The following is a 15,554-nucleotide window of genomic DNA, read 5'->3' as shown; positions in this document are numbered from 1 at the left end:
CTGCTACATAAAATGCGTCATCACGCTTTAGCGAGCGTTCCTCTCGGGCAGACGCTTGTAGGCCTTACGGCCCGGGCCGCCCGCGCAATGAGCAGGTCGGTCCCGGGCATTAGTGAGTCTGTGCCGGGTGCCCCCCGGCCAGCACCTGCCTGTGCAGATTATCAACGGCGGCTTTCGACGCCGTCACGGCGTATCCCTGAAGTAGCGCGTCAAAATGGTCCTCGAACAGCCAGCGGCGATCCTCGGTGTAACGCTGCATATGACGCAGATTGCGCTGGCGCAGGGACAGGCTCAACGATGATGGATAGATGCGCATATCCGCCAGATCGATCAGGCCGAATTCTCCGTCGTTCAGTACCAGTACATTCCCCAGGTGCAGGGAACGAAAGTAGACACCTTGCTCATGCAGCTGCGCCATGAATTTGCCGAAACGCTCAACCAGCGCCTGGCGTACCGCTGGCGCGGTAATGCCTTGAAGCACCTGACGCAAGGTGCTGCCTGGTAGTGGCGAATAGTGCACGGCACTGCTGCCGTCATTGAGCCGGTACAGATCCAGAATTTGTGGGGTCGGGATCCCCATGTTGCGCAATTGCTCGCTGTTGGCGGCAAAACGTTCGGAATAGGGGTTGAAGCTGCCCGAGGTGTACCAGCGGCGGCGGCGGAACAGCTTGAGGAAGCTGCCATCGGTCAGGCGCAGGACTTTGGGGCCCAGACCATCTTCTTCGATCACCTGGGCGCTGGCGGTCAGCTGTTGCAGGGCTGTCGAGGTCAATGTCTTGACCGGCATCGCCAACAGACGCCTGGCTCGCTGGTTGATGCTCAGCGCGGCGATCAGAGCCAGTGGAATCCACAGCAGTAACCAGTGTTCCTTGGGCCTGGAGATGATGCCGCCGCCTTCGGTCAGGCCTGCCCCGATGCCGAATACCAGCCAGGTCGAGGCGATGATGAACAGCGGTTGCACGCGATTCCGCCAGCTGCTCAGCAAACCCCAGGCCTGGAAAAACAACCATGGCAGCAGGCCGAAGATGCCGACGTAGTAAAGCACGCCCAAGGCGAAGCTATGAGGCTCCTGCAAGGTGTAACCAATACCCGGGTCGAGGGTCAGGCTGGCGTTGTAGCCATGACCTATCCACGGGTGCTCGGCAATTTTTTGCAGGGCCAACTGCCAGATTTCGAAGCGATAAGAGTCACCGCGTTCGATGATCATCTTTGAAAACAACACGACAACCGCCGCACTGCTGATAAGCAAGGCACCCATCAATACGAAAGAACGACGGTTCCAGCAAATGAAGCTCAGCCAAAGGGCAGCCAGTGTCAATGCAACCAACGGCGTTCTGGACCCGGTAGCGATCACTGCGGCGAACATGATGGCCATCGCCGGAATGCTCAGCCAGAGCATATGCCGACGCTTGCAGGTCATGCTCAGGCTCAGCCAATAGGTACAAAAGAAACCGAATACATGGGAGCTGAGTAGCGGATTGTCGAATGCGCCACCCCCGATCAGGCGCATGCCCGGCTCGTAGATGCGGGCAAACATGAACAAGTTATAGACCGAAGCGATCAGCCCGACCATTGCGGCACTGAATAGCAGCGGCTGGACGATCTCGCTGCGGTAGCGCACCAGCAGGTAGCAGCCGGCGACCAGCATCAGGGTATGCAAGGCAGGCTTGAACTGACCCATGACGCTCTCCTCCATCGGCGGCCCCCAGCTCAGGCTGAGCAAGGCCCAGGCGGCGAACAGCAGCATCGCGATGAAGATCGGTTCGCGCAGCAGTTCCTTGAATTCACGGGGGCGCAGGCACAGGGCGATCAGCGATGGAATGCTGAACAGGCCATAAAAGAGTTTGTGATACAGACTGCGGCCCGGCAGAAAGAACAGCGCACACAGGAGCAGAAAATAGCCGAGAGGAAGAATCCAGAGGCAAATGAAATCGAAGACTCGATTGGACGTGCTGTTGAAACCGCTGACTTGCATGTTGAGAGATTCAATCCTGAAGTTGATCGGCCATTTCGGCGTGATGGCTATTTGATGCTTAATTTGACGCTTAACAATAACAGCCTTTATACGATTGCCAGAACCCTGAAGAAGCTGTGCTAAAGTCAGCGTCCTTTTTATCGACATTCGCGTGATATGACCGACTCCAGTCTCTCCGCAAGCCCATCGAGCTTGAAAATCTACTTCCGCCTGCTCGGCTATGTCCGGCCGTACATCAGTCTGTTTCTGATCAGCATTGTCGGTTTTCTGATTTTCGCTTCGACTCAGCCAATGCTCGGCTACATCCTCAAGTACTTCGTCGACGGCCTGTCCAACCCCGAAGCAGTGCTGTTTCCAAGCGTACCGTACCTGCGTGACCTGCAACTGCTGCAGGCGGTGCCCTTGTTGATCATCCTGATTGCCGCATGGCAAGGGCTGGGATCTTATCTGGGCAACTACTTCCTGGCCAAGGTTTCCCTCGGGCTGGTCCATGACCTTCGCGTGCAGTTGTTCAACAATCTGCTGGTTTTGCCCAACCGCTACTTCGACAAGCATAACTCGGGTCATCTGATTTCACGCATCACCTTCAACGTGACCATGGTCACGGGGGCGGCCACAGATGCGATCAAGGTCGTTATTCGTGAAGGCATGACGGTGATCTTCCTGTTCGCCTCGCTGCTGTTCATGAACTGGCAACTGACGCTGGTCATGGTTGCGATCCTGCCGTTGATCGCCTTGATGGTGGGCACCGCCAGCAAGAAATTTCGCAAACAGAGCAAGAAGATCCAGGCCGCCATGGGCGACGTAACCCACGTGGCTTCGGAAACCATCCAGGGCTATCGCGTGGTGCGCAGCTTCGGCGGCGAAGTCTACGAACAGAAGCGCTTCTTCAACGCCAGCCAGGGCAATACCGACAAGCAACTGCGCATGACCCGTACGGGCGCCATCTATACGCCGCTGTTGCAACTGGTGATTTACAGCGCCATGGCGGTGCTGATGTTCCTGGTGTTGTTCCTGCGCGGCGATGCGTCCGCCGGTGACATGGTGGCCTACATCACCCTGGCGGGTCTGTTGCCCAAGCCGATCCGTCAATTGTCCGAAGTCAGCTCGACTATCCAGAAAGGTGTAGCCGGTGCCGAGAGTATCTTCGAGCAACTGGACGTCGAACCCGAGCTGGATAAAGGCACCGTCGAGCGCGAGGCCGTCAGCGGTCGGCTGGATGTGCGCCACCTGAGCTTCACTTACCCGGGCACCGAGCGCCAGGTACTCGATGACATCAGTTTCTCGGTAGAGCCGGGGCAAATGGTGGCGTTGGTGGGGCGTTCGGGCAGCGGCAAGTCGACCCTGGCCAACCTGATTCCGCGCTTCTATCACCACGACAAGGGCGAGATCCTGCTCGATGGCGTTGAAGTGGAGCAGTACAAACTGCTGAACCTGCGTAAGCACATTGCTCAGGTGACCCAGCATGTGACGCTGTTCAGCGACACCGTGGCCAACAATATTGCGTATGGCGATCTGGCCGGCGCCCCCCGCGAAGACATCGAGAAAGCGGCAAGAGACGCCTACGCGATGGACTTCATCGCACAGTTGCCCGAAGGCCTGGACACTCCAGTCGGTGAGAACGGCGTGTTGTTGTCCGGCGGTCAGCGCCAGCGTCTGGCGATTGCCCGGGCCCTGCTGAAAAATGCGCCGTTGCTGATTCTCGACGAAGCCACGTCTGCCCTCGATACCGAATCCGAGCGGCACATTCAGGCCGCGCTGGATCAGGTCATGAAAGGCCGGACCACTCTAGTCATCGCTCACCGTCTGTCGACCATCGAGAAAGCTGACCTGATCCTGGTCATGGACCAGGGCCGTATTGTGGAGCGCGGCACCCATGACGAACTTCTGGCGCAGAACGGTTACTACGCCCGTCTGAACGCCATGGGGCTCGACGCCCCGACTGAAGACATCGCCTGACCGTTGCGAGGGGTGAGCCCGACTCACCCCTCGCGTTCACCAGCGTGCAACGCGTCCTGCTTGTAGTCAGACCCTTGTGCTTTGACCAATCCGGAATAAATCTCGACAACGCGCTTGTTAAGTTCCCTAAACTTAAGCTGTCGCTGACAGCGCGAGATCGACACCAGGATCTACAACGTCTGGATACCGGCGGCTATCGGTTAGCTCTGCTCAATAAATGAGCAGAACTCCCTGACGATTCATTCGGTTGCAGCCGTCACGCAAGCCAGCGCCAACCCTGTGCTAATATCGCGCCCCTGTTCATTTTGTATGTGGGTTGCTCCATGAAGTTGTCCATGCCGCGATTCGATCAAGCCCCTGTCTTGGTGGTCGGCGATGTCATGCTCGACCGTTACTGGCATGGTGGTACCTCACGGATTTCTCCTGAGGCACCGGTACCGGTAGTCAAAGTCGAGCAAATCGAGGACCGCCCGGGCGGTGCCGCCAACGTTGCCCTGAACATTGCCGCGCTCGGTGCGCCAGCCTCGCTGGTCGGGGTGACCGGCGACGATGAGGCTGCCGACAGCCTGGTCAATAGCCTAAAGGGCGCCGGCGTGCGAGCGTTGTTCCAGCGCATCGCGCACCAGCCGACCATCGTCAAGCTGCGGGTGATGAGCCGTCACCAGCAATTGCTGCGTATCGACTTCGAAGAACCTTTCTCTACCGACGCTCTGGCGCTGAGCGAGCAGGTCGACGAGTTGCTCGAAGGCATCAAGGTGCTGGTGCTGTCCGACTACGGCAAAGGCGCGCTGAAAAACCATCAGGTGCTGATCCAGGCTGCCCGTGCGCGTGGGATTCCGGTACTGGCCGATCCCAAGGGCAAGGATTTCTCGATCTACCGCGGCGCGAGCCTGATCACCCCGAACCTAAGTGAATTCGAAACCATCGTCGGTGGTTGCGCCGATGAGCACGAGTTGGTGAGCAAGGGCGCGCAGCTGATGCACGACCTCGACCTCGGCGCGTTGCTGGTGACCCGTGGCGAACACGGCATGACCTTGCTGCGCCCGGATCATCCGGCGCTGCACCTGCCGGCCCGTGCCCGTGAGGTGTTCGACGTGACCGGTGCCGGTGACACGGTGATTTCTACCCTGGCGGCAGCGATCGCCGCTGGCGAAGAACTGCCCCACGCGGTGGCTCTGGCCAACCTGGCGGCGGGCATCGTGGTCGGCAAGCTCGGTACCGCGGCTATCAGCGCGCCGGAACTGCGTCGCGCGATTCAGCGTGAAGAAGGTTCCGAGCGTGGTGTGTTGGGGTTGGAGCAGCTGTTGCTGGCCGTCGACGACGCACGTGCACACAATGAGAAGATCGTCTTCACCAACGGCTGCTTCGACATCCTGCACGCCGGCCACGTGACCTACCTCGAGCAGGCGCGGGCCCAGGGCGATCGTCTGATCGTGGCGGTCAACGATGATGCGTCGGTGAGCCGCTTGAAAGGGCCGGGTCGGCCGATCAACAGCGTCGACCGTCGCATGGCTGTACTGGCCGGTCTGGGCGCCGTGGATTGGGTAATCAGCTTCGCAGAGGGCACTCCGGAAAACCTGCTGCGTGAGGTCAAGCCGGACGTATTGGTCAAGGGTGGGGACTATGGCATCGAGCAGGTAGTCGGTGCGGACATCGTTACCGCTTATGGCGGGTCAGTGAAAGTGCTGGGATTGGTGGAAAACAGCTCGACTACGGCGATTGTCGAGAAGATCCGCAACCATTGAAGTGGGCGTCTTCCGTTTTGTACTGTATGTGAGCGGTTTTACCCTGAAGGTATAACCGTTCCCGTTGATGTTGGCTCGTACCAACCCGCGTTTATCTGCTTTTGTCTCGTGGTAATGAATGTATGAAAGTCATGCTTCTGGTGATGGACGAACAACGAGTCATTCTGGATCGGCTGTATGAGATCGTGCAGCAGAACTGCGATGAATGTGTCGTCTATCGTCTGAGCAAAAAACAGCAGATGAACCTCGGTCCGTTTCTCGCTTCGGTCAATTATCAGAACTTCGACCGGGTCGTGATTTTCTCTAGAGTCAAGCGCCTTGCCCCGCAGGTCCGTGTTCTAAAGTGTATTCCCGGTCTGATTTTTCTCGAGCATGACGCCTATCAGAACTACATGCCCAACAGTAAGTACCGGCGGGTTTATTCGCGCCTGTACAATCGACTTCCAAGCTCTCGCGTGCTGGTTTCCGGAGCTGTTGTTGCGCGTCGGATGCAAGCTGAAAATATTGATGCAGTGTTCGTTTCCAAAGGATATGACGAACAGATGCTGCATAACATGGACGGTGTCCGAGACATCCCGATCGGTTTTCTGGGCAGTCTGAAAAGTACCGAGTATGCGCAACGCAAGGCACTCCTTGAATCGCTTTCCCAGCGTACTGGCATGCTGGTCGCCCGCACCAACTCAGGTACCGAGTATCTGGAAATGCTCAATCGCATCAAGATTTTTGTCAGTGCCGATATAGGCATGAATGAATTCATGATCAAGAACTTTGAAGCGATGGCGTGTGGCTGTGTACTGCTGGCCTGGAGTCAGGGTGAAGAAGACGAGCTGCTGGGCTTTCGGGATATGCACAACACTGTTTTCTATCGTTCCGAAGATGAAGCCGTGGAAAAACTCAAGCTATTGCAGAGTGATCCGTTGTTGACGGCTCGTATCGCCAGTAACGGACAGGCATTTGCGCAGAGCCAGTATTCCTTTGCTCGCGTGGGTCGTACGCTCGCCGCCGAGATACAGCGTGAAATGCGTCCTTGGCGACCACCATCATCGTTCACTCGCCTTTGGGTGACGGTACGCCACGGGATGAAGGTTCCGGAGTAGACGATGGAATATCAAAAGCCTCAAGCCTGTGAGCAAATGGCGTTGGAAGCGATGCCTGGTGGGCGTCAGTCTGTTATGGATGGTCTGCCGGAGGAGCTGAAAGAGTGCTTGCGAAAGACCGCTCGTGTTGTGCTGATAGCCAATAATCCGGCTATCACGTCGGCCGATTTCCAAGCGTTGAATATTGGCATTGATGACGTAGTGGTCAGTTTCAACACCTGTATTAAATCGCTACTGCTTTGCCCGCAGAGCGTTAATGTATTCGTGCATGGTTTCAATGCGCCGGACGCTTACTTTTTCGGCCTTCCCTATGCACCTGAAGTACAGCGACTTTTCGAGAACGCTGACGGGCGTTGTTTTACGATGCTGGTGGGAAGCACAGAGGCGATGTGTCCTCTGCCGCGAGTGGCTCTTTATTGGGAGCGTATCCCGTTACCGGCATTGTGGAACTACCCGGTCGATCGACCAGGAGGTAAGCGTTATGTTGGGCCTTCCACTGGTTTTAACGCGCTGGTGCTGTTCGATTGGCTACGCAGTCACGTCGGTTATACCTACCAACTGATGACACTGGGTTTTTCCAATGAAGCGGGAAAGCTCTGGGGTGGGCATGCCTGGGACTATGAACGGGACTGGCTGCAAAAGTCGGACGTCATCGTCGTACCTCTACTGCGTCGCAGTTGGTGGCAAATATTGCTTCGTCGCAAATAAATGATTGTGACCGGTCGCCAGTAGGGCGCGGAAAAGGCTCGATTTTTTCAGGGGTGTTGTCGAGTGTTAAATATTGCGGTGGCTTTTTTTGGTATTCCAAGAAATTCGGAAATCTGCTTTCCCTCCATTCAAGAAAACGTTCTTGCGCGGCTGCCCTCGAACAGCAACGTAAAGTGCTTTTATCATCTCTATAAAATCGACGAAATCCAGAACTCGCGTTCAGGCGAGAAGGGTGAGTTGGCAGCGGACAACTATGAAGCCTTCGAGTCTATGACCGGCCGACTCACCTCAACGGAAGGTGTTCTAGAACGTTGGAATTTTGAACAAGTAAAGGCACTCGGCGATACGTGGGCTGATGAACATGCATCACTTCGCAACCTGATCTATCAGCTGAACTCACTGCACACAGTCACTGCCATGATGGAGTCCTTCAATCCTGATTTCGTAGTATTCGTGCGGCCGGATAATTTCTATCACACACCGCTTCCTACTTATGTGTTCAAGCATCCCAATGCCAGGCGGTTGATTACTTATATCCCTGATTGGCAGTGGTGGGGAGGACTGAACGATCGTTTTGCCATTTGTGGTCGGGATACCTACATGGCTTATGGGAAAAGGATTGAACACATCTTTGACTTCTGTAAAGCAACAGGAAGGAAGTTGCATTCCGAACGGCTGCTCAAATATGTACTGCAACAGGCAGGCGCCAAGGTCTGCACCATGGATACCAAGGCGTCCCGTGTTCGTATCACGGGTGCATTTGCTGATGAGTCGTTTTCTCCCAAGCGAGGTATGGGCAAGCGCGAGAATCGCTACTTTCATCTGTTTGCGCGGTTTCGCACTTTCATGGACAGGCAACGATCGGACTAGACGGAAAACTCGTGAGATGTGGTTTTCGATCCTGCCTCCACTGTAAGAATCTCTTATGCCCGCGACAACTTCACAATTATTTACGCAGTGTTCCCTGCACCAGCCTCACCAGTCGCAGAGCCTTGACGCTCAGTTGCTTCAACCCTTGTTGCCGGCTTTTCGGTACTCCCACTCCTTGTTGTGCAATCCAGTCCTTCCAGCGAATACGTTCTTCCCGAACGATCCAGCCTTCCTGGATAGCAAAGCTCTCTGCCAGATACAGTCCACGGGTGCTGGCCGGTAAAAGCTTATCGCGCTTGAGCGTATACAACTCGGGAAGAGGCACCCCATCTTCAAGTGGCATCAAATACAAATCGGGACGTTTGCGATCGAGCCGGGCCACCAATTGATCGCCCTCCAGCCGTTCGTCCACATGGAACAGGCTCAGGGATTTGGCTTCCTTGGGCACATCCAGGCGCAAGTCGTAGATCAATTGCAACGACGCGGTCGGTAAATGCACGTAGGCCCGCGGGCGCTCGATCAGCGGCATGTTGGCGCAGCGCACCGGCCGCGCCGAGCCGGACAGCGGCGTCAGGCGAAACGGCAGGGCTTCGCGGTAATGCAGGGCGGACGAGTAGGGTGCTGGCAGCCAGGTGTCGTTGAAACGCCCGCTGAGCCAGCCCTCCGGGGTTTCCAGCAGGCACTCTTCGGCAATTTCCTGGGTCGCCGTGTGCAGCGGCAGGTTCAGCTCATGGGCCGGCACGTAACCCGAGATCAGCTTGAGCACCACATCGCCGCGGTCTTGCCGGCGCTGACGCACCAACACCCAGTAATCGCGATTCTGCCAATGCAGGGTCAGGCGCACCGAAACCCCAAGGTTCGCCAGCTCCAAGGCAAACCGCTCGTTGTCGGGCACCGTCACCGGGCGGCGACGTTGCAGGGTCTGGGAGAAATTCAACGGCATTCCGACGCTCTGGTAACTCAGGCCTTCGGGAGTCGCTTCGACGAATAACGGCAGGGTCTTGAAGTTGCTCGGGTTCTTTCTTATCAGCGTACGCGGCATGTCGGCTCCTGCTTAAGGCCGCGTGGGCGGCATCAGTTTCTACGAAGGACCTGGGCAACGGTCGCGACGTTGTGGGCGAGGTGCAGCGGATTGATGGTCCCGACAATAGCACTGGCCACACCCGGGTGTTCAAACAACAACTCGAAGCTGGCGCGCACCGGGTCCACGCCCGGGCTCAAGCACACATGGCCGCTGGCCAAGGCTTTTTTGACCAGGATCGCTTTACCGTGAGCAGCAGCATAGTCAATGACCGGCTTCTCGTTCTGATCGTTCAGATTGTAGGTGATCATCGCGCAATCACCTTGTTCCAGAGCCTTCAAGCCGCCTTCGACGGTTTTGCCGGAAAAACCGAAACCGCGAATCTTGCCTTCGCGCTTGAGCTCGGCAAGGGTCGCATAGACCTCACTGTCATTGAGGATTGCCAGGTCGTTGCCGTCGGAGTGCACCAGCACCAGATCGATAACATCCGTTTCCAGGCGTTGCAGGCTGCGTTCCACCGACAGGCGAGTGTGGGCGGCGCTGAAGTCGTGGTGCGATTGGCCGTCGGCAAACTCTTCGCCAACCTTGCTGACAATCACCCAATCCTGGCGTTGACCACGTAGCAACGGGCCAAGACGTTCTTCGCTGCGGCCATAAGCCGGTGCTGTGTCGATCAGGTTGATGCCCAGGTCGCGCGCGAGTTTGAGCAACATGCGTGCTTCGTCATCGCCGGGGATCTGGAAGCCGTTGGGGTATTTCACCCCTTGATCGCGGCCGAGTTTCACTGTGCCCAGACCCAGGGGCGAAACCAGCAGGCCGGTGCTCCCCAAAGGGCGATGCAGATCGTGCAGGGTCGGTTGGCTCATGGCAGCAGTTGCTCCCAGGCAGGGACGCCCATCGGTGGTTTCGGCAGTTCCGGCAGCGGCGCCGGGTATCTCGGCTGGATGCCGTCGCGCTGCAGCGAAGCGATGACACGGTCAGCGAAGTCCGGCGCCAAAGCCAATTTGGTCGGCCAACCCACCAGTAGACGATTCTGCTCGGCGAGGAAGGCGTTGTCCGGGCGAATCAGGCCCGATTGCAGCGGCTCTGCGCGTTCGACCCGCAAGGTCGCCCACTGTGCGGTACTAAAGTCGATCCACGGCAGCAGGTTGCCGAGTTCTTTTTGCGCGCTGGCGATCTGCGCCGCAGGCTCGCGGGCCACGCCTTCGGCTTCGGCGATGTCGCCTCCCACGTACCACACCCACTGGCCATCGGCGGCCGGGTGAGTGGTCACGGTGACGCGCGGCTTCGGCCCGCCGCCCAGGCAATGGGCGTACAGCGGTTTGAGGCCTGGGCCTTTGACGATGATCATGTGCAGAGGACGACGCTGCATGGCCGGTTGGCTCAGGCCCAGCGCCGTGAGCAGGTCGGCGGTGCCGGCACCGGCGCTGAGGATGATGCGCTGGGCGCGGATCTCACGTTCGTCGACTTTCAAGCCGACCAGCTCGCCGTTTTCCAGCAGCGGTTCGATGTGCTGACCGGCCAGCAGACCGTCGCCAGCCAGATCGGCCAGGCGCTGGATCAGGCTCGGCACGTCGACCACCAGTTCCGTCAGGCGATAGACCTTGCCCTTGAAGCGCTTGTCTTGCAGCGCCGGCGGCAATTGATCGCCTTTGACCTGATCGACCCGCCCGCGCACAGCTTTGCTGGCGAAAAAACTGGTGAGGTTGCCGGCGAGGGTGCCGGGGGACCAGAGGTAATGAGCGTCGGACAACACGCGCACGCCGGACAGGTCCAGTTCGCCGTCGCCGGCCAGCGCTTCACGCCAGCGACGTGGCATGTCGGCGATGGCTTCCGAGGCGCCGGTCAGGGCACCGTGCAACGCGTACTTGGCGCCGCCGTGGATGATGCCCTGGGACTTCAGGCTCTGCCCGCCACCGAGGCTGGCGCTTTCCACCAGCACGGTTGAAAAGCCCTGGCGGCGCAGGCGCGCATTCAGCCAGAGGCCGGCGACACCAGCGCCGACAATCAGAACGTCGGTGGAAATAACGGATGGCATGCAGCGACCTCAGTGTTCAAGACGAGGGCGCAGTATACAGACTCGATGCGGAGGGGATTTGTTGGTGATCAATAGGGAGGATGCAAAACCTGTGGGAGCGAGCCTGCTCGCGATGGGGCCGGCACATGCAACCTAAGGGTTGAATGCAAGACCGCTATCGCGAGCAGGCTCGCTCCCACAATGGAAAGTGCTTCGGGTTTTAGTGCCCGGCGGTTTTCGAGAACAACTGAATAACCACAACACCCAGCACAATCAGCGCCATCCCCAGCATTGCCGGCACATCCAGCTTCTGCCCGTAGATAAACAGCGCCGCAACGCTGACCATCACGATCCCCATGCCGGCCCATACCGCGTAGGCCACACCCACCGGAACGCTGCGCACCACTAGCGTCAACATCCAGAAAGCAATGCCGTAACCGACGATGACCAGCAGCAGCGGCAGTGGCGTGCTGAAACCTTTGACCGCTTTCATCGAAACAGTAGCGATCACTTCGGCGCAGATGGCGATGGCCAGGTAGTAGTAAGCGGTCATGGGTCAATCCTCGTATGAAGCGTTGCTCTCTGAGGTCGGCATTCTAGAGATTCGCCAGATGCGGTAAAGTCATTACCTATCTGCTATGGAGATGGGTTAATCCATGAATATGCAATGGAATCTGGAACAGCTGCGCTTGTTTGTCAGCGTCGCGGAACAGCGTTCGTTTTCCGCGGTGGCGCGGGATCAGCGCAAGGCGCAGTCGGCGGTCAGCAGTTCGATTGCGCTGCTGGAAGAGGACTTGGGTGTCAGCCTGTTCGATCGCAGCAGTGGTCGTCAGCCGAAACTCACCGAGGCCGGTACCGCGCTGCTTGAAGAGGCGCGGGAAGTGCTGCGCCAATGCGAGCGCCTGAATGGTCGGGCACTGGCGATGATGCGCGGCCAGGAAGCGAGTCTGCGTGTGGCTCAGGACGAAGCAATGCCCTATCAAGCGGTGGTTGAAAGCTTCGAGGCCCTGGCAGAACAGTTTCCCAGCCTCGAAGTGCAGCTGACCAGCGCCGCCCAAGGTGATGTCGCGCGCAAACTGGTGGAACGTCGGGCCGACCTGGGCTTGCTGTTTTATCACGATCAGATTCCCGAAGCCCTCGAACGGCGAGTGCTGGGCAGCATCGAAATGGTCACGGTGTGCGGCGTGGGGCATCCCTTGGCGAAGCAGGCGCAAGTTGATTGCCAGCAATTGGCGCAGCATCGACAGTTGCTGATGTCCACGCAGTCCAGCGTCTATCCCGGCAGCGAGCCGGCCAGCCCGCAGGTCTGGCGTGCCGACAGTTTCTACGTGATGGCTGAATGGGTGATGCGCGGTCTCGGTTGGGCCTGGTTACCGCGACATGTGGTGCAGTACCCGGCGTATCAGGATCTGATGGTCGAGCTGAGCAGCGAATGGACGCCGCCGGCATTGATTGTCGAACTGGTCTGGCGTCGCGATGAGCCCCTCGGCCCGGCGGCTCGTTGGCTGGCGGAACGTTTTGCCGTGCACTTGCAGGCGATCAGCTAAAAAACCGATAAACTCCGCCGCCATGAATAGAACTCTCTACACCGCGCTGTTTTACCTGGGGCTGCCACTGGTAGCGATTCGGCTTTGGCTGCGGGCGCGCAAGGCGCCGGCGTACGCCAAACGCATTGGCGAGCGTTTCTCCCTCGCGCTGCCGGCGATGAAGCCCGGCGGCCTCTGGGTGCACGCGGTGTCGGTGGGCGAAAGCATCGCCGCGGCGCCGATGATTCGTGCCTTGCTGCAACAGTATCCGGCGCTGCCGATCACCGTCACCTGCATGACCCCAACCGGATCCGAGCGCATCCAGGCACTGTTCGCCAACGAGCCGCGCATCCAGCACTGCTATTTACCTTATGACTTGCCTTGCGCCGCGGCGCGATTCCTTGATCGGGTCCGGCCGGAACTGGCGGTAATCATGGAAACCGAGCTCTGGCCCAACCATATCCACCAATGCGCCAAGCGCGGAATTCCCGTGGCGTTGGCCAATGCGCGACTGTCTGAACGTTCGGCCAAAGGCTATGGCCGTTTCCGTAAACTGACCCGGCCGATGCTCGCCGAGATGAGCCTGTTCGCGGTGCAGACCGAAGCCGAGGCGCAGCGCTTCCGGGATTTGGGTGCGCGCCCGGAAACCGTCGAAGTGACCGGTTCGATCAAGTTCGACCTGACCATCGACCCGCAACTGCTGCAGCGCGCCGGCGAATTGCGTGCGCAGTGGCAGGCGCAGGATCGCCCAGTGTGGATTGCCGCGAGTACCCACGAAGGCGAAGACGAGGTGGTGCTGGCTGCCCATCGTCGGCTGCTGGCCAATCATCCCGATGCCTTGCTGATTCTGGTGCCGCGTCATCCGGAACGTTTCAACCCGGTGTTCGAATTGTGCCGGCAGCAGGGTTTCGCCACGGTACGGCGTTCGACGGGCGAGCCGGTTACCGCAAGCACTTCGGTACTGCTGGGCGACACCATGGGCGAGTTGCTGTTTCTCTATGCCTTGGCCGACAGTGCGTTCGTCGGTGGCAGTCTGGTGCCGAATGGCGGTCATAACCTGCTGGAGCCGGCGGCCTTGGCCAAACCGGTGCTCAGTGGGCCGCACCTGTTCAACTTCCTCGAAATCGCCGCGCAGTTGCGCAGTGCCGGGGCGTTGGCCGAGGTCGATGATGCCGAAAGTCTGGCGCTGGCGGTGCAGCGATTGTTCGAATTACCGAGCGATGCGCAACGGATGGCAGAGGCGGGGCTGAAAGTGATGCGCACCAATCAGGGCGCGTTGCAGCGGTTGCTGGATGGGTTGGGGCGGTTGATCGAGCGTTAGATCGAGTTGCCTGAAACAAAAAGATCGCAGTCTTCAGCAGCTCCTTGTATCTCGACTATTGCTCCATCAGGAGCGATAGTTCTCGACTGATCATCGAGGGAGGGACCTGGAAGCCGTGCAGCTCCTTAGGCTTTTTGCCTGTGACGTAGATCGTGCTCCAACCCTCCACACTCACTCGTACAGTTCGAACGGTATCTTGGGCCCGTCTCTGGCGAGAGCCCGCATTCACAAGGTTGGACAGAGTGTAGTGATGATCGCAACTGATCTGATTGGGAGAAGACATGTCCAGTTTCGTCGGCGTCGATGTCGCTAAAAACACCTTTGATATCGCTACACACCTGCCGAATGGCAAGCATAAAACCAAAGCCAAACTGGCGAACGACGCCAAAGGATTCAAAGAGTTTGAAGCCTGGCTGCACAAGCAGGTCGAACCTTCGGCACTGATCGTGATGGAGGCCACCAGTGTCTATCACCTGGCGCTCGCCGAGTTCGTCTACAACAAGGGTTACCGGGTTTGCGTGGTGAATCCGGCCACGACCCATGCCTACGCCGGCAGTGAGTTACGCCGGATCAAAACCGATAAAAGCGACGCCAAGCTGATCGCGGACTTCGCCCGGGAAAAGGATGAAAAGCTTCAGCCATGGGCGCCGGAGCCTCTGAAGTATCGCCAGTTGAAAGCCTTGGTTCGCCGCCTGGATGACCTTCAGGAAATGCAGCAAATGGAGCTCAATCGTCTGGGGGTATCTGACGAAAAGGTCAAAGCCTCAATTAACTCCGTGCTGCACCATATCGAAAAAGAGATCGCTGAAACGCACAAAGCGATCAAAAAACACATCGATGACGACCCGGATATGCGTCAAATGCGCGACTTGATCGTGACCATCGACGGTATCGGGCAGAAAACGCTTGAGCGGCTGCTGGCCGAGCTGGGCGACCTGCGTAAATATGACGATCCTCGCAAGCTGGTTGCTGCTGCTGGGTTGAACCCCAAGCTGCAGGATTCGGGACTGCTCAAAGGCCGTACTGTGATCTCAAAAATCGGCTCAGCGCGCGTGCGGGCAGGCCTTTACATGCCCGGCCTGGTGGCGCTGCAGCACAACAAGGCGATCATGGCCATGAAGGATCGCTTGAAGGCCAACGGCAAGGCCCCCAAGCAGATCATTTGTGCCGCGATGCGCAAGCTGCTGCACTTCGTTTATGGCGTGCTCAAATCGGGCCAGCCTTATGACCCGAAACTTGCGCTTGCTCGGTGAGGTTTAAGACGGTATCTACAGGGTGTACATCAATCCCAGTGCAGGAGCTGCCGAAGGCTGCG

13 protein-coding genes are annotated in these 15,554 nt (G+C 58.2%); 8 read left to right on the top strand and 5 right to left on the bottom strand.

Translation table 11 applies throughout. The features are described from left to right. Positions 1 to 109 precede the first annotated feature (109 nt). Positions 110 to 1,975, bottom strand: a complete 1,866-nt coding sequence (locus AB4O41_RS14345; protein WP_460148211.1) for an O-antigen ligase family protein — start codon at positions 1,973 to 1,975, stop codon at positions 110 to 112. A 156-nt stretch (positions 1,976 to 2,131) separates the two neighbouring features. Here AB4O41_RS14345 and msbA point away from each other — a divergent pair, with 156 nt between their 5' ends. The 5 genes from msbA to AB4O41_RS14320 all read left to right on the top strand — a co-directional run bounded on the left by msbA (position 2,132) and on the right by AB4O41_RS14320 (position 8,354). Further along, entirely contained in the window at positions 2,132 to 3,934 is a 1,803-nt protein-coding gene (msbA, locus tag AB4O41_RS14340) for a lipid A export permease/ATP-binding protein MsbA (protein WP_460148209.1), read from the top strand. Between the two features lie 323 nt (positions 3,935 to 4,257). Continuing rightward, positions 4,258 to 5,679, top strand: coding sequence for a bifunctional D-glycero-beta-D-manno-heptose-7-phosphate kinase/D-glycero-beta-D-manno-heptose 1-phosphate adenylyltransferase HldE (hldE, locus tag AB4O41_RS14335; RefSeq protein WP_460148207.1), 1,422 nt, complete (start codon positions 4,258 to 4,260; stop codon positions 5,677 to 5,679). Between the two features lie 122 nt (positions 5,680 to 5,801). Beyond that, a complete protein-coding gene (locus AB4O41_RS14330; protein ID WP_460148206.1) occupies positions 5,802 to 6,776 on the top strand; it encodes a glycosyltransferase family protein in 975 nt (324 codons plus the stop codon). A 3-nt stretch (positions 6,777 to 6,779) separates the two neighbouring features. Then, positions 6,780 to 7,484, top strand: coding sequence for a hypothetical protein (locus AB4O41_RS14325; protein ID WP_460148205.1), 705 nt, complete (start codon positions 6,780 to 6,782; stop codon positions 7,482 to 7,484). 63 nt (positions 7,485 to 7,547) lie between these two features. Continuing rightward, positions 7,548 to 8,354, top strand: coding sequence for a hypothetical protein (locus AB4O41_RS14320; protein WP_460148204.1), 807 nt, complete (start codon positions 7,548 to 7,550; stop codon positions 8,352 to 8,354). A gap of 76 nt (positions 8,355 to 8,430) precedes the next feature. On the opposite strand, the gene AB4O41_RS14315 is transcribed toward AB4O41_RS14320, so the two are convergent. The 4 genes from AB4O41_RS14315 to AB4O41_RS14300 all read right to left on the bottom strand — a co-directional run bounded on the left by AB4O41_RS14315 (position 8,431) and on the right by AB4O41_RS14300 (position 11,945). After that, positions 8,431 to 9,396 (bottom strand): metal ABC transporter ATPase, encoded by a 966-nt coding sequence (locus AB4O41_RS14315; RefSeq protein ID WP_460148203.1) that lies wholly within the window; start codon positions 9,394 to 9,396, stop codon positions 8,431 to 8,433. A 32-nt stretch (positions 9,397 to 9,428) separates the two neighbouring features. Continuing rightward, positions 9,429 to 10,241, bottom strand: a complete 813-nt coding sequence (locus tag AB4O41_RS14310; RefSeq protein ID WP_460148202.1) for an aldo/keto reductase — start codon at positions 10,239 to 10,241, stop codon at positions 9,429 to 9,431. Further along, positions 10,238 to 11,413 (bottom strand): NAD(P)/FAD-dependent oxidoreductase, encoded by a 1,176-nt coding sequence (locus tag AB4O41_RS14305; RefSeq protein WP_460148200.1) that lies wholly within the window; start codon positions 11,411 to 11,413, stop codon positions 10,238 to 10,240. The genes AB4O41_RS14310 and AB4O41_RS14305 overlap by 4 nt, the downstream gene beginning before the upstream one ends. Positions 11,414 to 11,612: 199 nt before the next feature. Beyond that, the gene (locus AB4O41_RS14300) at positions 11,613 to 11,945 is read right to left on the bottom strand and encodes a DMT family transporter (RefSeq protein ID WP_008004867.1); all 333 of its coding nucleotides are present in this window, start codon (positions 11,943 to 11,945) and stop codon (positions 11,613 to 11,615) included. A gap of 103 nt (positions 11,946 to 12,048) precedes the next feature. Between AB4O41_RS14300 and AB4O41_RS14295 the strand changes: the two genes are divergently transcribed. The 3 genes from AB4O41_RS14295 to AB4O41_RS14285 all read left to right on the top strand — a co-directional run bounded on the left by AB4O41_RS14295 (position 12,049) and on the right by AB4O41_RS14285 (position 15,492). Next, a complete protein-coding gene (locus AB4O41_RS14295; protein ID WP_460148198.1) occupies positions 12,049 to 12,939 on the top strand; it encodes a LysR family transcriptional regulator in 891 nt (296 codons plus the stop codon). A gap of 22 nt (positions 12,940 to 12,961) precedes the next feature. Further along, a complete protein-coding gene (waaA, locus tag AB4O41_RS14290) occupies positions 12,962 to 14,239 on the top strand; it encodes a lipid IV(A) 3-deoxy-D-manno-octulosonic acid transferase (protein ID WP_460148196.1) in 1,278 nt (425 codons plus the stop codon). Between the two features lie 281 nt (positions 14,240 to 14,520). After that, the gene (locus tag AB4O41_RS14285; RefSeq protein ID WP_460144197.1) at positions 14,521 to 15,492 is read left to right on the top strand and encodes an IS110 family RNA-guided transposase; all 972 of its coding nucleotides are present in this window, start codon (positions 14,521 to 14,523) and stop codon (positions 15,490 to 15,492) included. Positions 15,493 to 15,554: the final 62 nt, after the last annotated feature.

This window comes from Pseudomonas sp. S2_A02 (assembly GCF_054668495.1).
The sequence above is the reverse complement of the archived record's forward strand: the minus strand, read 5'-3'. Positions and strand labels throughout refer to the sequence as shown.